The organism is Ereboglobus sp. PH5-10 (genome assembly GCF_029504735.1).
Classification (GTDB): Bacteria; Verrucomicrobiota; Verrucomicrobiia; order Opitutales; family Opitutaceae; genus Ereboglobus.
This window is the reverse complement of record NZ_JAQFIP010000012.1, coordinates 74,411-93,001: the sequence shown is the minus strand read 5'-3', so window position 1 is coordinate 93,001 and position 18,591 is coordinate 74,411. Positions and strand designations below refer to the sequence as shown.

The window sequence follows — 18,591 nt, the reverse complement described above, 5'->3', positions numbered from 1 at the left end:
GATTGGAATGTTTATATTATTATTTTTTCAATGTCCCGAAAGTCAGCCCCTCCACATTCTTCCTTGAAGGCAGCATGATGCTGGCAATCCAGCCGACGAAGAAGCAGGTGAGCATGCCCGTTGCCGCGTAGAGGAAGAAGTGCAGGTTTGTATGACGCTGCACATAATAAAGCACTATAATGCTTGCAAAGGCGCCGATCAGCGCGCTCCGCCCGCTGGCGCGCCTGGTAAATATGCCGAGCGCAAACAACCCCGCAAGGCCGCTCGCCGCAAGGCCGACCAGGCTGCTGTATGCGTCCCAGAGCGAGGCAAGGTTGAGTTTTGCAAGAATGATCGCGCATCCCGTTGCGAACACCCCAAGGCAGGCGGTCATTATGCGCGCGAGCCTAAGCGCCGCGGCATCACGGGCCTTTCCTCCCAGGCGAACATAAAAATCCGTCATAATCGCCGTCACAACGCTGTTCAGGCTGCCGGAAACCGTGGATTGCGCGGCGGCGAATATGCCGGCGATGACCAGCCCCGCAACACCAACGGGCAGGTTTTGCACAATAAACGCGGGGAAAATCGAGTCCGTCGCCTGCGAGGGATCGAGCGCCTCGGGGTGCGCCTTGTAGAACACAAACAATGCCGTGCCTATGAGGAAGAATAGTATGCTGGAGGGCATCGCAAGCACCGCGTTGAACCAGATTGAACTTGCCGCCTTTTTCTCAGTGTCGGTCGTCATGTAGCGCTGCACAACCGCCTGGTCGCTTGTATAACTCACGAGCTGCGCAAAAATATTTCCTATAAATATAACCCAAAACGCGTTCGCCGCGGTCGTCGGGCTCCATGTAAAGTTAAACATGTGAAGTTTATCATTGGCGACGGCGGTCGTCCACAATCCCGACAACCCTCCCTCGGTGCCAAAAACAATGACAAGTATGCTAATGACCGCCGCGCCCAATAACACAAAAGTCTGGGCGACATCCGTCCAAATCACCGCCTCCATGCCCCCCAGCACTGTATAGATCACACAAAGGACGCCCATCAGCACGATGCAGGTCGTCACATTGAGGTCGCTGACCGTGGCAAGCGCGATTGAGGGCAGCAGCAGCACGATCGACTGGCGGCCGATCTGGAACAATATAAACGCCGCGCTGCCATACAAACGCACCGGCAGGCTGAACCGCTTCTCCAAATATTCATAAGCCGACGTGACATTCAGCCTGCGATAGAAAGGCAGGTATATTCCAACAAGGATCGGCGCGATTACGAGAATGGGGATGTTTGCCCAAAGGTAGGTCCAGTTGGTCGCATAGGCCTTCGCGGGAATCGCCATGAAGGTGAGCGAGCTGAGCATCGTCGCATAAATCGCCATGCCCGCCGCCCACCACGGAATACGACCGCCCGCCTTGAAATAATCATCCGTGTTTTTATTGCGGCGCGAGCAATACCACCCGATGCCCACCATGCCCGACAAATACGCGGCTAGCGCGAGGTAGTTGATCCAGCCGAACGCCGCCTTGGTCACAATAACCGTCGCCTTCCACACCTCCGTGGAGCGCACGCCCGGCATGCGCTCGCCGCCGGCAACCACAAAGCCGCCGGCCCACGACGCCTGCGATGTTGTCACAAGCGAGAACGGCGCCTCGCCAACATTCGTCCATGTGTCGGTGATGGTGTGATAGGCGAGTATCGAGCGGGGAAACCCCTTGTGCATTGACGGGGTGCCGAGCCCGGCTTGCGCCCCGTCGTCGCCGCCGAGCAAAAACAAATGCGCCTGCCCCACAGGCACCGCGGGGGACGGTGGCGCCACAACCGGACGGGGCAGCGGCGCAAGCTCCCGCCATCCGAGCTCCGGATGAAACGACCATGCATCGGTCAGCCACGCACGCTTTGCCTGCGAGCCATCGGGTCGCGCCCCGCCAAACACATACAGCGTCTCGCCAATCGCGCCGGCCGCGGCAAGAAACCGCGAGCCCCCCGGACACGGCTCCATGGCCTCCCAACCCGCGGCGGTGTTGCTCATGTCGAGACGATACAAAACATTCGCCGCCTCGCCGATCGAGGGCGTCTCCAATCCGCCGACAACATATATATAATTTTTGGCAACCGCTCCGGCCGGCATCGCCAGGGCGCGCGGCAAATCGGGCATCGCGGCAAACCTCACGCCCTCCCCCGCGCGCCGCATCACAAACCAGACCGTCTTGAAATTCTCCCTCGCGTCGCCGCCGCCGATGACGAGAAACCCGTCCTTCCACGGCAGTGACAACCCGTAGCCGTTTGCTTGGGGCAGACGCCCCTCCTCCCGCCACTCTTTCGCGCCGGGCTCGAGCACGAACACCTTGTCATACCAGACCTTCTCGCCGCCCTCCCACGGGCGCTTGCCGGGAAAATTAGCGCCACCGGCAACAATAAGCGCCTTGCCCGACACGCCCGCAAAACTGCCGGCAAACCCCTCCTTGTCGGGAATTGACGGCAGCCTTGCCCACTCCAGCACCGGTTTTTCGCGCACAGGCGCCCCCGCCCCGCCGGCAAAAGCGGCGGCACCGCCAACAAGCAGGAAACAATAAAACGCCAGGCTAATCTTTTTATGGAAGCACATGATGATTTTTTTAAGAAAGCCGGTGAAAAATGCGAGGGGCCGGCACCTTGCATCGCCCAAGAAACAAATGCGCCCGGCCAATTCAACAATAACGGCGTGGTCTGATCATCAGACCATGAGCGCGCGGCGAACCGATAAAACCCGGGGCGCCCCTGCTGTTTTGCCGGACATCCCCGCGGCCACTGCGACGCCAGCCCCGCCCCGAAACAAACGCAAAGATTTGATTGCCTTCCCCCTTCCGCACCGTATTTGTTCAACCCTTTTCCACTACGCCTGCCTCCGATTCCCGGGGTGACCAGGGGGACCGAAACCATGAAACAACAATATAAAATAGCAGCCGCCACACGCGAGCAAACAGGCCGCAGCGCATCCCGCCGCGTCCGTAAAGAAAACAGGGTGCCCGCCGTCCTCTACGGAAAGCACACCCAGCCCGAAACCATCTCGGTGGACGGTCCCGAATTCATACGCCTGCTCAAGGCCATCGGGGGCTCATCCTCCCTCGTTGAAATCGAACGCAAAGACAAGCCTGTCGCGCTTTCCTTCATTCAAGAGGTCCAGCGCGACCCCATCACGGACAGGTTCCTCCATGTCGACTTCCAGGAAGTGAAAGCCGACGAAAAGATGGAAATCAACGTGCGTGTTGTCGCGGCTGGCGAAGCCTACGGCGTCAAGACCCAGAACGGCGTTCTCGAAATGCCCAACCCCTACCTGCGCATCCGCTGCCTGCCCAAGGATCTCCCCTCTTTCATCGAAGTGGACGTCACCAACATCAAGATCGGCGAAACACTCCACGTCGGCGCCCTCAAAACCATCTCCGGCGTTGAGTTCCGCGACGACAAGAACCTTCCCGTCTTCTCGTGCGTCGCTCCCGTGGAGGAAGTTGCCTCCGCGACATCCGGCGGCGCCGCCGCCGCCGCTCCCGCCGCCGGTGCAGCCGCCGCTCCCGCCGCGGGCGCAAAACCCGCAGCCGGTGCCGCCGCTCCCGCGGCCGCTCCCGCCAAGAAATAAGTTTCCCCGTTCGGGGCCGCGGCTTGACCGCCACGGCCCCGGGCGATTGTTCTTTGAGACATGTCCATTTTGCTTGTTGCCGGACTCGGCAACCCGGGTCGCGAGTATGCCAATACCCGCCACAACCTGGGCTTCATCATCCTCGACGCGCTTGCCCGCCGGCACGCGCTCCCGTGGAAAATGCAAGCCGCCCGCCACGCCGAGATCACCCGCTGGGACAATCCTCCCGGCGGCGCACCGCTCCTGCTCGCCAAACCGCAGACCTACATGAACGAAAGCGGCGTCGCGCTCCAATCGCTCGCCCGCTATTATAAAATCCCGGTCGCCCAAATCGCCGTCATCTACGACGACATCAATATCGACCTCGGACTAGTGAAAGTCTCGCGCAACGGCTCGGCCGGCGGCCACAACGGCATCGCCAGCATCCTCCAACACCTCGGCGACGGCTTCATCCGCTACCGCATAGGCATCGGCCCGAAACGGCCCCCGAAAATGGACCTCAAAGACTTCGTCCTCGGAAACCTAGACACCAACCAGCAGACCATCGTCGCAAACACACTTCCACACTATCTCAACGGCCTCGACATCCTCCTCGAACACGGAACCGACCGGGCCATGAACACACTTAACAGAAGAGAAAAAAACACATGACAACAACCAAACGCAACTACCGCGGCACCTTCATCATCGACAACCGCGGCCAAGAAGAATCCATCGACAAGCTCATCGAGGATGTGAAAACCGAAATCGCCGCCGTCCAAGGCGAAGTCACCGCCGTCGAAAGCCTCGGCAAGCGCGACTTCGTCCGGGTAACCGACAAAAAATTCACCAGCGGTGTTTACGTGCAAATCACCTTCGACGCCCCCCCCGAAGGCCCGGCGCAGCTCAAGGAGCGCTTCCGCCTCAACAACACCGTTTACCGCATCTTCATCGAGACGCTTTAACAAAACCACCGCGCGGCGGCGCGCAGCCCAATCAGCGGCGCGCCGCAAACAGCAAAACAGCACAACCCTTCAGCCCACATCCCCATGGCATCATTCAATCAAGTCATCCTCATCGGAAACCTCACTCGCGACCCCGAACTCCGGGTCACGCCCAGAGGCACATCCATCTGCCAGTTTGGCATCGCCGTGAACCGCACCTTCAAGGACGAGTCCGGCAACAGCAAGGAAGAGGTCAACTTTTTCGACATCGAAGCCTGGGGCAAGCAAGGCGAAGTCATCTCCAAGTTCATGAGCAAAGGCCGCCCGATCTTCGTGCAAGGCCGGCTCAAGCAAGACTCGTGGGAAGACAAAGCCACCGGCCAGAAGCGCAACAAAATCAAAATCGTCCTCGAAAACTTCCAATTCATTGGCAGTCGCGACGGCGGTGGACAGCAAGGCGGCGGCTCCGGTGAGGAAAACTTCGACCAGGCATCGCCCGTCGAGCGCAACTCGCCCCCGCCCCGCCCGCCCGTGCGCAACAACCCGCCGCCCGCGCAGGACAACATCGACGAAGACGTGCCGTTCTAAACCGCGCCCGCACACCACACTCACAACAATTAATCATTAAACAACAAAACCAACATGGCTCAAACAGAAGTCCTCCTCCTTAAACCTCTCGAAAACCTCGGCGCCGAAGGCGACCAGGTCAAAGTTCGCACCGGCTACGCGCGCAACTATCTCTTCCCGCAAAAATTCGCGGCTCCGCTCACGCAAGCCAACCGCAAGCACGTCGAGGCGCTCAAAAAACGCCGCGCCGAACGCGAAATCAAGGAATTCGAGGGCGCGCAGCAAGTTGCCAAGCAGCTCGAAAAACTCAGCGTCGCGTTTGCCGTCAAGACCGGCGAGGGTGGCAAGATGTTCGGCGCCGTCACCGCGGCCGACCTCCACCAGAAAATCGAGGAAGCCGGCATCATCCTCGACAAGCGCAAGATTCACCTCCACACGCCGGTGAAGACCCTCGGCAAGCACGAAGTGAAGATCAAGCTCCACGCCGACGTCTCCGTCGACTTCAGCTTCGACGTCGTCTCGGAAAACCCGATCGAGACAGCCGCGGAAGAAGCCCCCGAGGGCGAAGTTCGCAAGACCGAGAAAAAATCGGCCCGCCGCAAAACCGCAGCGGACGAGGAAGCCGCCGGCGAGGAAAAACCCGCCAAGAAGACGGCCAAGAAAAAAGCCGAATAATCACGGTTCATCTTTTTGTTTAACAAAAAACGCCTCCGGTTTCGGAGGCGTTTTTTTGCGGTCGGACGAACCCTCCCGGTGAGACACAATATCCCCGGCTCACCGGGACGGTTCGCCCTACCAAAGCATAATTTGGCCCAAATCGAATTATGCCGGGGTTTCGTCAATCACGCAGCGACGAGCTGGGCACGCTCAGGGCGTGAATTGCATTGGGATCACGTCCATCGCGCGCACCGAACCCGCCCGCGCCGCGAGGTGCATCAGCGTCAGGCCGCCGTCTTCCGTCGCCGCCCTCAGTTTCACGCGTTTGGAAGAGATGAGCATTTGAAGACGCCGGGCGTCGTCAAAAAACACCGCTTGAACCGCCTCCTTTTCGAGACCGTGGAGCTCGTTTTGACTTGGTTCGAAAAAATATCCGTCCTTCCAGAGAAGCAGCACAGCCTGCCCGGCCGCGGCCTGTTCGCGGGTGAGGGCGAACGTGGCGTTGCGAATAAACGCGCTGCCCAGCGTCGGCGGGACAATGCGCACGCGCGCATCCGCCGCTCGTCCGTCGAGCATCCACACCACGACGAGCAGCGCACGGCTTGTCGAAACACCATCCGGCCATTGCCTCAGAAACTTACTCTCGACGCCCTGATAGTGCGAAATGCCGGCCTTGGCTCGCATGGGATACTTTTCGCCGAGCTCACGATGGCGAGAATTCCGTTGATAGATTGTGTAGCTTGGGAACAAGACAAGGAATTTCGCATTTGCCCGCAGATCACCCTCAAGCCGCCAAGTTGCATCGGCCCCGGTCTGGCGCGTTTCAGTTCCGTCGGTGACTTCGATGGTGTTGCCGGAAATCGACCGCGGGGCGAAGGCCTTGCCGTCGATTTCGCAGACTAGCCGAAGGTCGGCGCGCGCGGTCGGCATTGCGAACAATACGCACGCAATCACAAACGTGAGCCGTAGCCGCAACGGGAATTTCATGGGGTATGAATATGTGGCAATTTCGACCGGCGTTTATTCTTCCTGCGCGCTTGCCGACCACTTGAAGATCGTCGTGCTCAGCGGGGGGAGTTGCAGCACGATGCTTTGCGGGTGGCCGTCGCAGGGCACGGGTTCGCTCATGCGCCCGCCGTCGTTGCCGAGGCCGTTGCCGCCGTAATAGGTGCTGTTTGTGTTGAGGACTTCCTTCCAGAAGCCCGCGCGCGGCACGCCCATGCGGTAGTCCTTGCGCAACACCGGCGTGAAGTGGCCGACGACCGCAAAGAGATCCTGGCCATATGCGTCCATGCGCTGGAATGAGAGCACGCTCGCGTCGGAATCGTTGCAATTGATCCAGCGGAAACCTTGCGGGTTGAAGTCGTTCAGGCTGAGCACGGGTTCGTCGCGATAGAGTTTATTGAGGTCGCGCACGAGCAGGCGGATGCCTTCGTGATCCATGTATTGGCGCAGGTGCCAGTCGAGGCTCGTGGTGTAATTCCATTCGCCGGACTGGCCGAACTCGCTGCCCATGAAGATGAGTTTTTTGCCCGGCCACGTCCACATGTGCGCGTAAAGCGCGCGCAGGTTGGCGGCTTTTTCGGGGATGTGCCACGCGCCCATTTTGAAAAGCATCGAGGCTTTGCCGTGCGTGACTTCGTCGTGCGAAAAAACCGAGATGAAGTTTTCCGCGTATTGGTAGAGCATGCCGAACGTGAGGTCGTTCTGGTGCCACTTGCGGTGCACGGGCTCCTTTTGGAAAAAGCGCAGGGTGTCGTGCATCCATCCCATGTTCCATTTGTAGTCGAAGCCGAGTCCGCCGTCGCTCGTGGGTTTGCTCACGCCGCCAAACGAGGTCGACTCCTCGGCGATCATCACCGCTCCGGGATAATACTGGTGCACGAGGTCGTTGACCTGGCGGATGAACGCAATGGCCTCGAGGTTTTCGCGGCCTCCAAATTTGTTGGGAATCCATTCGCCCTCCTTGCGCGAGTAGTCGAGGTAGAGCATCGAGGCGACGGCGTCCACGCGCAGCCCGTCGATGTGGTAGCGGTCGAGCCACGAGAGGGCGTTGGCGGCGAGGAAGCAGCGCACTTCGTTGCGCCCGTAGTTAAAGATGAGCGTGCCCCAGTCCATGTGCGCGCCCTGGCGCGGATCGGCGTGCTCGTAGAGGTGCGTGCCGTCGAACTCGGCGAGCGCGAACTGGTCGCGAGGGAAGTGCGCGGGCACCCAGTCGAGGATGACGCCGATGCCGTGCTGGTGCATGTAATCGACGAAGTAGGCAAAATCCTCCGGACTGCCGTAGCGGTGCGTGGGCGCGAAAAATCCGGTGACTTGATAACCCCACGAGCCGTCGAACGGATGCTCGGCGAGCGGCATCACCTCAATGTGCGTGAACCCCATGTCGCCCACGTATTCGGCAAGCATGGGCGCGAGTTCGCGGTAGCTGAAGATGCGGTTGCCGTCCTCGACCTTGCGTTTCCACGAGCCGAGGTGGACCTCGTAAATCGACATGGGCTGGTCGCGCTGGCCGGCGTTGGCCTTGCGTTTTTCAAGCCAGGCGTCGTCGCCCCATTTGTGACGGCGCGTGTCGCAAACGATGGAGGCGTTGCCGGGGGGCGCCTCGAAATAAGTGCCGTAAGGGTCGGTTTTGAGATGGAGGTGCCCCTGCTGGTCGTAGATTTCGTATTTGTAGAGTTCGCCCTCGCGCAGGCCGGGAATAAAAATTTCCCACACGCCTGACGCGCCGAGCGGACGCATCGGGTAGTAGCGCCCGTCCCAGTGGTTGAAGTTGCCGACGAGCGAAACGCGCGCCGCGCTCGGCGCCCACACCGCGAAGGAGACACCGGGCACGCCCTGGTTTTCAATGAGATGCGCGCCGAGTTTTTTGTAGATGAAATGGTCGTTGCCCTCGTTGAAGAGATAAAGGTCGAGGTCGCCGATCGTCGGCGCGAACGAATAGGGATCCCAAAACTGGCGCATCTCGCCGCCATGCATCGTGGCGCGCAACTGGTATTTGAAGAGCTCGGTGCGCTTGGGGATGAACAACTCGAAAAAGCCCTCGGGCGCGAGCTGCTCCATCTCGTAGCGAACTGCGGCGGCGCGCTTGCCGGACTTGGCGCGGGGCGGGCTGGAAGCGTCCATGTCAACCACCTCGCATCGCGCGGCCTCGCGGACAAACGCGCGCACCACAATCCCCGACGTCCTGCCTCTCTTGGCATGGTGCATGCCGAGGAACGTGTGCGGATTGGCATTCTTTGCGGCAAGGAACGAGTCGAGTTCGGCTTTGGTGAGCAACATGGAATAAATGGATTGTGCGCGCCAAGATATGTTCCTTTCGTCCAAGGTCGAGAGCAGAGAGAGGGTGTTTTTCTAAAACCTCAAGGGGCGGGCGCCGGCTAAAAAGCACGCCCGGCTTTTTCACAAGCGAACCGGCGGGCATTTGGCGGGCGGGCATTTCTTTGATTGCAACAACCGCGCGCATTCGCGTGCATGTGCGACTCAAAAAATTCCGAATGATGCGACCCAGAGACATTCCCGTTTGCGGCTCCGCCTCGGTGACGGCGCTTTTTAAGCAAAATCCCGATTCGATCAAACGCCTCTTTTTCGACGCGCCCGCCTCCTCGCGCCTCGGCAAAATGGCGAGCTACCTCGCGCAAAACAAACGCCCCTATCGCATGGTGCCCGCCCCCGAACTCCAGAAAATCTCCGGCACCGTTCATCACGGCGGCGTTGTCGCCATCATCGCCGCGCCCGAACTCCGCGAACCCACCCTCGACGAAGTCGCCGACTGGGCCAAGGCGCGCGAGGGCGTCCTCATCCTCGACCGCATCGGCAACGCGCACAACCTCGGCGCGCTCGTGCGCACCGCCGCGTTTTTTGGCATTCGCAAAATCGTCCTCGCCGACGACCAGCAACAGGCGCTCCCCGGCGAGTCCGCCTACCGCATCGCCGAGGGCGGCATGCAATACGTGGACATTTTCCGCGTGTGGGACCTGCCCGGCCTGTGCCTCGCGCTCGCCGACGCCGGCTACGATGTCGCCGGCGCCGCCGTCGCCTCAAAATCGCCCGTCTCCAAAGCCATGCGCGAAATCGGCCCCAACCGCCCCGTCGCGCTCGTGCTCGGAAACGAGGAAACCGGACTCTCCGCCAATGTCGCCGCCGCGTGCACGCGCTTCGTCACAATTCCCGGCACGGGCAACGTCGAGTCCCTCAACGTCTCCGCCGCCGCCGCCATCCTCATGTGGGCGCTCTGGCCCGGACGCAAAACCCTCGCCAACCACGAATAAGGCGCACATCGGTGGCATTGCGTTCCCGTTCGCCCATGCACCAAAACGCGTCAAAATTTGCGCAGACTACATATTCGAATAAATAACCGGAAAACTAAGACTTGCGCGACAACAAGCCCATTTTTTTTACTCGTCCCTAATCATGTCTTCAGCAGTCGAAACCGCCTCCGCCTTTACAAAGGACAACCCTTTCCACGCCAAAGTTGTGGAAAACCGGCGGCTTAATCGCGTCGGCTCCGCAAAGGAAACCCGGCATGTCGCCATCAGCATCGAAGGCAGCAACCTCGTGTATGAAGCGGGCGATTCGCTCGGCGTTTACCCGCAAAACCGCCCGCAGGATGTCGCCGAAATCATCAACCTGCTCGGCGCAAACGGCGACGAGCCCGTCTCGCCCGCGCTCCTCAAACTCCCCGCGCCCGTTTCCCTTCACGAGGCGCTGCTCTCAAAACTTTCGCTCACCCGACCGACGGGCAAAATACTCGAAGCTCTCGCCGCCCGCGCCACCGACGCCGGCGAACAAACACGCCTCGCCGGACTGCTCGCCCCGGAAGCCAGGGAACAGCTCGCCGCCTACCTCGCCGAGCGCGAATACGTTGACATCCTCGGCGAATTCCGCAGCGCCAGGCTCGCGCCGCAAGAGCTTGTCGATCACCTGCGCAAACTCATGCCCAGGCTTTATTCCATCGCGTCCTCGTCAAAACAGCACCCCGACGAAATCCACCTCACCGTCGCAGTCCTTCGCTACATGATGAACAACCGCGAACGTGTCGGCGTGTGCTCCACGTTTCTTGCCGATCGCGCGGGGCTCGGCACGGCGTCCGTCCCCATTTTTATCTCCAACTCGCACTTCGCCCCGCCGCGGGACACGTCCAAGGACATCATCATGGTCGGCCCCGGCACCGGCATCGCGCCCTTCCGCGCGTTCATGCAGGACCGCGTCGCATCCCAGTGCAGGGGCCGCAACTGGCTCTTCTTTGGCGACCAGCACAAAAACACCGATTTCCTCTACGAGCTGGAATGGCAGAACTACCTCGCCAAGGGCCAGCTCTCCAAGCTCACACTCGCGTGGTCGCGCGACCAGCAACAAAAAATCTACGTTCAGGATAAAATGCGGGAAAACGCCGCCGAACTCTGGAACTGGATTAAAAACGGCGCGCATTTCTACATTTGCGGCGACGCCAAGCGCATGGCCAAGGATGTCGAAGCCACCCTGCTCGAAATCATCGCCCAGCAAGGAAACATGGACGCAGCCGCGGCCGCCGATTACGTCAAGGATCTGAAAAAAGACAAACGCTACCAGCGAGACGTCTATTGAGCGCGGACGACGCGCCCCCTAAAAAAACGCCCGCAAAAAAAGCCCTCCCGAGCAGATGGGAGGGCTATTGGAAATTGGGTGCAGGGGTTGGATTTGAACCAACGACCTTCAGGTTATGAGCCTGACGAGCTACCAGGCTGCTCCACCCTGCAACAAATCAAGAGTCGTGAAAGCTGTGAGGCGCGAACGCGGGTGTCAATGGCTTTTTGGGGCTTTTCTATTTTCAGCAAATCGTCTTCCTGCGAAAAACAATCGAACTGCATGAAAAAAAGCAAAGCCCCGGTCCCTCCCGCAAAAAATCCGCGCCTGCTGGCGGGCGAACTCGTTGCGAAAATCCGCGCGCAATTTTCCCAGCACAATGTCGACGGGCAGCGACGGTTCGGCATCACGCCCTCAACGGAACAACTGGGCGTGAGCATGGCGTATTTGCGCCAGCTCGCCCGCGGGCACCGGCGCGATCAAGAGCTCTCGCTCGCATTATGGGCAATCACGCCGCCCATACACGAGGCGCGTTTGCTGGCGGCGCTCACCGGCGATCCGGAAAAAGTCACCCGCCGCCAAATGGACGCGTGGGCGCGGACATTCGACTCGTGGGACATCTGCGACATTTGCTGCATACACCTTTTCCGGCGCGCGCCGTTTGCCTTTGAAAAAGCCGCGCAATGGAGCGCGCGCAATGCCGCGAAGGACACCTTTGTTAAGCGCGCCGGCTTCGCCCTGATGGCCTCGCTCGCCGTCCACGCAAAGGACGAGCCCGACACTACATTCCTCGCATGGCTGCCGGTCATCCGGCGCGAGGCGAACGACGATCGGAATTTTGTGCGCAAGGCGGTCAACTGGGCGCTGCGGCAAATCGGAAAACGCAACCCTCGCCTGCGCCGCGCGGCCATCGCCGAGGCAAGGCGTATTCGGAAAATGGATACCAAGGCCGCGCGCTGGATCGCGGCGGACGCGCTGCGCGAATTGGAGTCACTGCCGTAAGGCGGGGCGCCCCGCCCTACCCTTTCTTCTCCGCGACCAGGCCGCGAAGGAAGCTTACGATCGACGGAATCGCCTCGACCATCTCGTCGCGGCTGGCCTCGTAAACCTTGATCGGGCCGCCGAAGGGATCGGCGATTTCGCGGCTCGCGTTTCCCGGCAAAAACTCGCGAAACAAATACAGGTGCCTGGGCGGCGGGTCGAAGTTCATCAGGATCGCCGCGCGGTGCGACTCGGTCATGCAAAAGATCGCCAGCGCGTCCTCGACCAGCTCCCGCGTGAGCGGCTGCGCGCGATGCCCCGACAGGTCAACGCCCACTTTTTTGAGCGCGACGACCGAGTTTTCCGAAACCGGCTCGCCCCTGTGCGCCACGATGCCGGCGGAAACGACCTTGAGCGATTTCAACGGCTCCGACTGGCCGAGCAAGGCGTGTTGCAACAGCGCCTCGGCCATCGGGCTTCGGCAAATATTGGCGGTGCAAATGGTGAGGATGTGACCGGGCATTTGTTTGTGTGCGCCGGATTAAGAACACAAAATGCGCGTTGCGCCAGCGCGTTTGCATCGCCCCCCGCATAAAGCGCCCCGGCGCACGAAGCCCCCTTGAAATATCCGGTTAAAATGACCGTTTTGCAAAATGGTTCTTTCCGAGACCGCCCGGGTGCTGTAACAACGCGCGTTCATAGAATTTTCGCGTCGTTCCAACCTTCAAACACTATTCATCATGTCCAAGGAAACTCCCAAAAAGAAAAAAAGCCTGCTTGCGAAACTAATCATCGGGCTTGTGTCACTGGTCGTCGTCGTCGTGGCGGCGGTCGCGATCGTGTGCATCTTCTGCCTGAAGCCCATCGTGCGAAGCCAGATCGAGGGACGCACGGGCTACACGGTTAAAATTGAAAAGCTTTCGCTCAATCCGTTCACCGCAAACCTCGTCATCGACGGATTCGTGATCACAAACCCAGCAAGCGATTTCAAGACGCCGGGCTTCGTTGACCTGCATGCGCTGCACGGCAAGGTGTCGGTCTTTTCGCTGATGTCGGATCGCATCGTGGTGGAGAGCGCCACGCTCGACCTGCCCTCGGTCACGCTCGTGCGCCGCGCCAATGACGCGCCCTCGAACGCCGCGCTTTTTGCCGGGCGGCTCATGGGCGAGTCGACCGCGCCCGCCGGCAAGGACCCCGAAACAAAACCCGCCGAGCCATCGAAGCCGGTGAATTTCCTCATCAAGAAGCTCGACGTGAATGTCGGCAAAGTTGTCGTCGCCACCGAGGCCGACGACGGCGCGACCTCCAGCCGCGATTACACGATCAACTACAAGCATTCCTACGAAAACATCACCGAGCCGAAGCAGTTCATGACGACCGACCTCGCCAAGAGCCTGCTCGGCGTGGGCAGCCAGCTCAGCGACTTGATTCCGGGCGAGTTTGGCCAGAGCGTGGACTCGGTGCTCAAGGGCGGCATCAAGGTGCTCGACAATCCCGAGGAGGCTGCCAGCGGCGCGGTCCAAAGTTTGCTCGACAAACTCAAGTCAAAGAAGAAGGAATAACGCGTCACGCATTCAGGCTTGCGCAAAGGGGCTTCGCTTGCGAAGCCCTTCTGCTTTGGCAACGGGACGGTTTGCCAAAACGCGCCTCACTACGCATGCACGCCGCCGTGCCTCATCATTTTTAATCATGTCAGAAAACAAAGCTAATTCCCAAAACCAAGCCGAAGCGCCCGCCGACGAGCCCAAAAACGCCGCCGCCCCCGCCTCGCAAGCGGAGCCCGCCGCCGAAAACACCGGCGCGAAAACACAAGCCGCGCCGGCCGAGGACCAGGTTGCCGCCGCAAAAAAAGAGGCCGCCGACAACTACGACCGCTACGTGCGCGCCGTCGCCGACCTCGAAAACTTCCGCCGCCGCACATTGCGCGAAAAAGACGAGCTCCGCCAATACGCCGCCAGCCGCGTGCTCGAGGACATGTTTCCAATAATAGAGGCCGTTGCGCTCGGCCTCGACGCGGCAAAAAAACCCGGCACCGAAATCGCGAGCGTGATCGAGGGCATGGACATGGTGCTCAACCAAATCAAATCCACGCTCGGCAAACACGGCCTCAAGGAAATCAATCCCGCGCCCGGCGCGAAATTTGACCCGCACCAGGAGGACGCCATCGCCATGCAACCCAGCGCGGACATCGCCGACGGCCATGTGCTGCAAGTGTTCCGCGTCGGCTACACACTCAACGGCCGCGTGCTGCGCCCCGCGTCGGTGGTTGTTTCCAGCGGCAAACCCGACGAAAAAAACGGGCCCGCGCAAAGCGAGGATTAATGCGCCCGCCACCCGCCACCCACCACTTTTCATTCACCATTATTGCACACTAGGCGCGAAGCGCCGTCACCATGTCCAAGGAAGATTATTACAGTTTGCTCGGCGTAGAAAAAGGCGCCTCCGAGGAAGACCTGAAAAAGGCCTACCGCAAAAAAGCCGTCCAATACCACCCCGACAAAAACCCGGGAAACAAGGAAGCCGAGGAGAAGTTCAAAAAAGTCTCCGAAGCCTACGAAGTGCTCAAGGACCCGCAGAAACGCGCGGCCTACGATCGCTACGGCCACGCAGCGTTCCAGCAAGGCGGCGGAGGGGGCGGAGGCGGGTTCGGCGCGGGCGGATTCGGCGGATTCCACGACGCGCGCGACATCTTCAACGAGGTTTTTGGCGGCATGGGTGGAGGCGTGGGCGGTGACGTGTTCGAGACGTTTTTTGGAGGCGGCGGACGCAGGCGCGGACAGGACGACGGCAGGCGCGACGGCTCCGACCTGCGCTACGAACTCGAAATCACGCTCGAAGACGCCGCGCGCGGCGTTGAGAAAGACATCACCTTTCGCAAGGCCATGCGCTGCGAACATTGCAGCGGCTCCGGCGCGGAGCCGGGCTCGAACCGCGTCACCTGCCCAACCTGCGGCGGCGCGGGCCAGGTGCGGCGCTCCGGCGGCATCTTCACCTTCACGCAAACCTGCCCGACCTGCGGCGGCTCCGGCTCGAAAATCGAAAAACCGTGCAGCATCTGCCGGGGCGAGGGCCGCGTGCCGAAAAACACCACCGTGCACATGAAAATCCCGCCCGGCGTGGACAACGGCACCCGCCTGTGCTCATACGGCCACGGCGAGGACGGGGTCAACGGAGGCAAGCCCGGCGACCTCTACGTGGATATTTCGGTGGCCGAGCACGACCAATTCCAGCGCGAGGGCGACGACCTGTATTGCGAGATTCCAATCAAGTTCACGCTCGCCGCGCTCGGCGGCTCCATCGAAGTGCCGACACTTTTTGGCAAAGTCTCGCTAAAAGTTCCCGCCGGCACGCAAACCGGAAAAATTTTCCGAGTCCGGGGACAAGGCATGCCCAACCTCCGCCACAACAACAGCCACGGCGACCTGCTCGTGCGCGTGCAAGTGGAGGTGCCCACCTCCCTCAACTCGGAACAGCGCAAAAAACTGGAGGAATTCGCGCAAGCCATGGGCGACCCGCACGAACCCTCCAAGAGCTTCTTCGACAAGGCGAAAAAGTTTTTCTGACGGACTGCGCGCCCCGCAACTCCATGAGAAATAGCTTTGCCATCCGCCTCCCGCTCCTGCATCCAAGCACAAATCACGGCACCAAAAGAAAAAACCGTTTTCCAACCATCCCTTAAAGAATTCAACCTGCATGAAATTAAAACACATCATCACCATCCCCGCGCTGGCGCTTGCACTCGCCGCCGGCCTCCACGCGCAAGAACCCGCGACTGCCGCTCCGGCCGCCGCTCCCGAAACCGCCCCCGCGCCGCAATTTACCGACACGCAAGTATTTGAAATGCTCGGCTGGTTCGTGGCCTCGAACATGCCCATCAACGAACTCGAGCCCACACCCGAACTCGTTGAGGCGATGATCAAAGGCACCCGCCAAGGCTTCGAGGGCAAGCCCGCTCCTTACGACCAGGAGAAAATCCAGGCCGACATGCAGCGTGTCATCATGACCCGCCAAATGGCCTATCAAGCCAAGGCAAAGGCGAAGGCGGACGAAACCGCCGCGAAGTTTTTCGGCGATCTCAAGGCCAAGACCGGCGTGGTCGCGCTGCCCAGCGGCGTGATGTATGAAGTCATCAAGCCCGGCGAAGGCGCCTATCCGAGCGCCTCGGACACCGTGAAGATCAACTATGCCGGCACGCTGGTTGACGGCACCGAGTTCGACAGCTCCTACAAACGCGGCCAACCCGCCGAGTTTTCGCTGACCGGTGTCATCCCCGGCATGGCCGAGGGACTTCAAAAAATCAACAAAGGCGGCAAAATCAAAATCTACATCCCGTCCGAGCTCGGCTATGGCGAGCGCCCGCCCCCGTCGATTCCCCCGTATGCGATATTGGTTTTCGAAGTCGAGCTGCTCGACATCATGCCGCCGCAAGCCCCCGCGCCCGCCGCCGCAGTTCCGGCCGCCCCGGCCGCACAGTAAGGCTCAACGGATTGGACATCTAAATTAACAAAAAACCGCCGTAATTTCACGGCGGTTTTTTTGTTGCGCAAACAGGAAAATGCGCAGCCCTCAAAACAGCGTCAGCGCGCGCACGCTTTCGACGATCACCCATGTGCCGCCCGCGCCCAGCGCCAGATACGCGACCACCTTGGCAAAACGCAGCCGCCTCATGCGCGACTCGTGATGATCCGTGCTTTTGCGCGTCACACAGCCATTTTCCGAGATAAAACTCACAAAGCCCGAATTGCGAATCGCGGTCCTCCGAATCCGCGAATTATCCACGCGACCCATGCGGATCGTTGGACGGCGGAAAAGGTTTCTGAGCATTCGGAAAATCATTGCGGCGAGGACGTATTAGTAATGGACGCCCTGGGTTCGTTTTTTCAACAGCAAAACTGCAAATTTTTCACTTTTTATTCCGCCTCGCTTTTGCGCATCGCCACGCGCCCGCAAAACAGCCAAACATTCCTTCCTTTTTCACGATTCAAAGCACGCAAATGCACCACTTTTCATACACCGGTTCCAACCTCCACTGCGAGTCCGTCGATCTCGCCGCCGTCGCACAGCTCTACGGCACGCCCACCTACGTTTACAGCGCCGCCACGATGGCGGACAACTACAACCGCATCATCAACGGCCTCGGCGATCTCGACGTCCATGTGTGCTATGCCGTCAAGGCCAACTCCAGCATCGCAGTGCTCCGCCATTTCGCCAACCTCGGCGCGGGCTTCGACCTCGTCAGCGGGGGCGAACTGCGCCGCGTGCTCGCCGCCGGGGCCGGCCTCACGCGCAGCGTCTTCGCCGGCGTCGGCAAATCAGAGGCCGAAATCCGCCTCGCGCTCGAATCGGGCATCCGCGCCTTCCACGTTGAAAGCGAACCCGAGCTCATCCGCATTAACCACGTCGCCGGCAAACTCGGCGTGAAGGCGGCGATTTCGTTTCGCATCAATCCCGACGTTGACGCGCTCACCCACGCCAAAACCAACACCGGCAAGGCCGACAATAAATTCGGCATCCCCATCGCGCAAGCCGCGGCCGCCTACGCCGCCGCCGCCGAATATCCCAACATCGCCATCCGCGGCGTGCAAATGCACATCGGCTCGCAGCTCACCTCCATCGCCCCGTTCGTCGAGGCCACCGAAAAGCTCGCCGCGCTCGCCGAAGAACTCAAGGCGCGCCACGACATCGAATACATTTCCGTCGGCGGCGGCATCGGCATCGTCTATCAAGACGCGCTCGAAAGCGGCGCGCGCAAATGGTGGGACGACCAGCCCGAGGCCACGCGCCCCATCACGCCCGAATCCTACGGCGCCGCGCTCGCGCCGATCTTGAAGCCGCTCGGCCTGAAAGTCCTCGTCGAACCCGGGCGCTTCATGGTGGGCAACGCCGGCGTGCTCCTCGCCCAGGTCGAATACCTCAAGCGCGGCCAGGGGAAAAACTTCCTCGTCCTCGACGCCGGCATGAACGACCTCATGCGCCCCGCGATGTATGACAGCCACCACCAAGTCGTCCCGCTCCGCCGTAACACATCGCGCCCCGCCATCACCGCCGATATCGTCGGCCCCATTTGCGAAACCGGCGACTGCTTCGCCAAAGACCGCGACATCCAGCAACTCGGCGAGGGCGAGCACGTCGCCTTCATGAGCGCCGGCGCCTACGGTTACACGATGGCCAGCCGCTACAACTCGCGCTGCATGCCCGCCGAGGTCCTCGTGCACGGCGCGACGTTCGACCTCATCAACGCCCGCGAAACTTTCGACAACATGATCGCCGGCGAAAACATCCCGGCATTCCTGAAGTAAGCCGCGC

Annotated in this window: 18 protein-coding genes and 1 tRNA gene; 13 read left to right on the top strand and 6 right to left on the bottom strand. The window is 60.5% G+C overall.

The genetic code is table 11. The features are described from left to right. Window positions 1-19: 19 nt before the first annotated feature. Window positions 20-2,584 (bottom strand): sodium/solute symporter, encoded by a 2,565-nt coding sequence (locus M2447_RS10505; protein WP_277558572.1) that lies wholly within the window; start codon window positions 2,582-2,584, stop codon window positions 20-22. 312 nt (window positions 2,585-2,896) lie between these two features. Between M2447_RS10505 and M2447_RS10500 the strand changes: the two genes are divergently transcribed. The 5 genes from M2447_RS10500 to rplI all read left to right on the top strand — a co-directional run bounded on the left by M2447_RS10500 (window position 2,897) and on the right by rplI (window position 5,757). Further along, complete coding sequence (locus M2447_RS10500; RefSeq protein WP_277558571.1) at window positions 2,897-3,592, top strand: 50S ribosomal protein L25; 696 nt, start codon at window positions 2,897-2,899, stop codon at window positions 3,590-3,592. A gap of 60 nt (window positions 3,593-3,652) precedes the next feature. Beyond that, a complete protein-coding gene (gene pth / locus M2447_RS10495; protein WP_277558570.1) occupies window positions 3,653-4,243 on the top strand; it encodes an aminoacyl-tRNA hydrolase in 591 nt (196 codons plus the stop codon). Then, window positions 4,240-4,536: a 30S ribosomal protein S6 gene (locus tag M2447_RS10490; protein ID WP_277508509.1), complete on the top strand. Its 297-nt coding sequence runs from the start codon at window positions 4,240-4,242 to the stop codon at window positions 4,534-4,536. Before pth ends, M2447_RS10490 begins: the two co-directional genes overlap by 4 nt. An 84-nt stretch (window positions 4,537-4,620) precedes the next feature. Then, window positions 4,621-5,103 (top strand): single-stranded DNA-binding protein, encoded by a 483-nt coding sequence (ssb, locus tag M2447_RS10485; RefSeq protein ID WP_277508510.1) that lies wholly within the window; start codon window positions 4,621-4,623, stop codon window positions 5,101-5,103. Between the two features lie 54 nt (window positions 5,104-5,157). Then, window positions 5,158-5,757, top strand: coding sequence for a 50S ribosomal protein L9 (gene rplI, locus M2447_RS10480; RefSeq protein ID WP_277508511.1), 600 nt, complete (start codon window positions 5,158-5,160; stop codon window positions 5,755-5,757). 192 nt (window positions 5,758-5,949) lie between these two features. Here rplI and M2447_RS10475 read toward each other — a convergent pair whose 3' ends face one another. Together M2447_RS10475 and glgB are read right to left on the bottom strand one after the other, a co-directional pair. Further along, window positions 5,950-6,726, bottom strand: a complete 777-nt coding sequence (locus tag M2447_RS10475; RefSeq protein ID WP_277558569.1) for a hypothetical protein — start codon at window positions 6,724-6,726, stop codon at window positions 5,950-5,952. 33 nt (window positions 6,727-6,759) lie between these two features. Further along, window positions 6,760-9,021: a 1,4-alpha-glucan branching protein GlgB gene (glgB, locus tag M2447_RS10470; RefSeq protein ID WP_277558568.1), complete on the bottom strand. Its 2,262-nt coding sequence runs from the start codon at window positions 9,019-9,021 to the stop codon at window positions 6,760-6,762. A gap of 215 nt (window positions 9,022-9,236) precedes the next feature. Between glgB and M2447_RS10465 the strand changes: the two genes are divergently transcribed. Then, complete coding sequence (locus M2447_RS10465; RefSeq protein ID WP_277558567.1) at window positions 9,237-10,010, top strand: RNA methyltransferase; 774 nt, start codon at window positions 9,237-9,239, stop codon at window positions 10,008-10,010. A 142-nt stretch (window positions 10,011-10,152) separates the two neighbouring features. Then, window positions 10,153-11,325: a sulfite reductase subunit alpha gene (locus M2447_RS10460; RefSeq protein WP_277558566.1), complete on the top strand. Its 1,173-nt coding sequence runs from the start codon at window positions 10,153-10,155 to the stop codon at window positions 11,323-11,325. Between the two features lie 75 nt (window positions 11,326-11,400). On the opposite strand, the gene M2447_RS10455 is transcribed toward M2447_RS10460, so the two are convergent. Further along, a tRNA-Met gene (locus M2447_RS10455) sits at window positions 11,401-11,477 on the bottom strand. Window positions 11,478-11,586: 109 nt separating this feature from the next. Here M2447_RS10455 and M2447_RS10450 point away from each other — a divergent pair. Then, a complete protein-coding gene (locus M2447_RS10450) occupies window positions 11,587-12,306 on the top strand; it encodes a DNA alkylation repair protein (protein ID WP_277558565.1) in 720 nt (239 codons plus the stop codon). A 16-nt stretch (window positions 12,307-12,322) separates the two neighbouring features. On the opposite strand, the gene M2447_RS10445 is transcribed toward M2447_RS10450, so the two are convergent. Beyond that, entirely contained in the window at window positions 12,323-12,808 is a 486-nt protein-coding gene (locus M2447_RS10445) for a low molecular weight protein arginine phosphatase (RefSeq protein ID WP_277508518.1), read from the bottom strand. Between the two features lie 217 nt (window positions 12,809-13,025). Between M2447_RS10445 and M2447_RS10440 the strand changes: the two genes are divergently transcribed. The 4 genes from M2447_RS10440 to M2447_RS10425 all read left to right on the top strand — a co-directional run bounded on the left by M2447_RS10440 (window position 13,026) and on the right by M2447_RS10425 (window position 16,761). Then, entirely contained in the window at window positions 13,026-13,847 is an 822-nt protein-coding gene (locus M2447_RS10440; RefSeq protein ID WP_277508519.1) for an AsmA family protein, read from the top strand. A 127-nt stretch (window positions 13,848-13,974) separates the two neighbouring features. Next, window positions 13,975-14,607, top strand: coding sequence for a nucleotide exchange factor GrpE (locus M2447_RS10435; protein ID WP_277508520.1), 633 nt, complete (start codon window positions 13,975-13,977; stop codon window positions 14,605-14,607). 71 nt (window positions 14,608-14,678) lie between these two features. Next, window positions 14,679-15,848, top strand: a complete 1,170-nt coding sequence (gene dnaJ, locus M2447_RS10430) for a molecular chaperone DnaJ (RefSeq protein ID WP_277558564.1) — start codon at window positions 14,679-14,681, stop codon at window positions 15,846-15,848. A 130-nt stretch (window positions 15,849-15,978) separates the two neighbouring features. Beyond that, window positions 15,979-16,761, top strand: coding sequence for an FKBP-type peptidyl-prolyl cis-trans isomerase (locus M2447_RS10425; RefSeq protein ID WP_277558563.1), 783 nt, complete (start codon window positions 15,979-15,981; stop codon window positions 16,759-16,761). 90 nt (window positions 16,762-16,851) lie between these two features. Here M2447_RS10425 and M2447_RS10420 read toward each other — a convergent pair whose 3' ends face one another. Next, the gene (locus M2447_RS10420) at window positions 16,852-17,016 is read right to left on the bottom strand and encodes a hypothetical protein (RefSeq protein WP_277508525.1); all 165 of its coding nucleotides are present in this window, start codon (window positions 17,014-17,016) and stop codon (window positions 16,852-16,854) included. A gap of 263 nt (window positions 17,017-17,279) precedes the next feature. On the opposite strand from M2447_RS10420, the gene lysA reads away from it, so the two are divergent. Further along, window positions 17,280-18,584 (top strand): diaminopimelate decarboxylase, encoded by a 1,305-nt coding sequence (gene lysA / locus M2447_RS10415; RefSeq protein WP_277558562.1) that lies wholly within the window; start codon window positions 17,280-17,282, stop codon window positions 18,582-18,584. Window positions 18,585-18,591 lie beyond the last annotated feature (7 nt).

Coding starts and splice junctions, on each gene's coding strand:
- lysA (WP_277558562.1), top strand. CDS start 17,280: ATGCACCACTTTTCATACACCGGTTCCAACCTCCACTGCGAGTCCGTC.
- ssb (WP_277508510.1), top strand. CDS start 4,621: ATGGCATCATTCAATCAAGTCATCCTCATCGGAAACCTCACTCGCGAC.
- M2447_RS10490 (WP_277508509.1), top strand. CDS start 4,240: ATGACAACAACCAAACGCAACTACCGCGGCACCTTCATCATCGACAAC.
- pth (WP_277558570.1), top strand. CDS start 3,653: ATGTCCATTTTGCTTGTTGCCGGACTCGGCAACCCGGGTCGCGAGTAT.
- M2447_RS10475 (WP_277558569.1), bottom strand. CDS start 6,726: ATGAAATTCCCGTTGCGGCTACGGCTCACGTTTGTGATTGCGTGCGTA.
- M2447_RS10505 (WP_277558572.1), bottom strand. CDS start 2,584: ATGTGCTTCCATAAAAAGATTAGCCTGGCGTTTTATTGTTTCCTGCTT.
- M2447_RS10450 (WP_277558565.1), top strand. CDS start 11,587: ATGAAAAAAAGCAAAGCCCCGGTCCCTCCCGCAAAAAATCCGCGCCTG.
- glgB (WP_277558568.1), bottom strand. CDS start 9,021: ATGTTGCTCACCAAAGCCGAACTCGACTCGTTCCTTGCCGCAAAGAAT.
- M2447_RS10435 (WP_277508520.1), top strand. CDS start 13,975: ATGTCAGAAAACAAAGCTAATTCCCAAAACCAAGCCGAAGCGCCCGCC.
- M2447_RS10445 (WP_277508518.1), bottom strand. CDS start 12,808: ATGCCCGGTCACATCCTCACCATTTGCACCGCCAATATTTGCCGAAGC.
- dnaJ (WP_277558564.1), top strand. CDS start 14,679: ATGTCCAAGGAAGATTATTACAGTTTGCTCGGCGTAGAAAAAGGCGCC.
- M2447_RS10460 (WP_277558566.1), top strand. CDS start 10,153: ATGTCTTCAGCAGTCGAAACCGCCTCCGCCTTTACAAAGGACAACCCT.
- M2447_RS10425 (WP_277558563.1), top strand. CDS start 15,979: ATGAAATTAAAACACATCATCACCATCCCCGCGCTGGCGCTTGCACTC.
- rplI (WP_277508511.1), top strand. CDS start 5,158: ATGGCTCAAACAGAAGTCCTCCTCCTTAAACCTCTCGAAAACCTCGGC.
- M2447_RS10465 (WP_277558567.1), top strand. CDS start 9,237: ATGATGCGACCCAGAGACATTCCCGTTTGCGGCTCCGCCTCGGTGACG.
- M2447_RS10440 (WP_277508519.1), top strand. CDS start 13,026: ATGTCCAAGGAAACTCCCAAAAAGAAAAAAAGCCTGCTTGCGAAACTA.
- M2447_RS10500 (WP_277558571.1), top strand. CDS start 2,897: ATGAAACAACAATATAAAATAGCAGCCGCCACACGCGAGCAAACAGGC.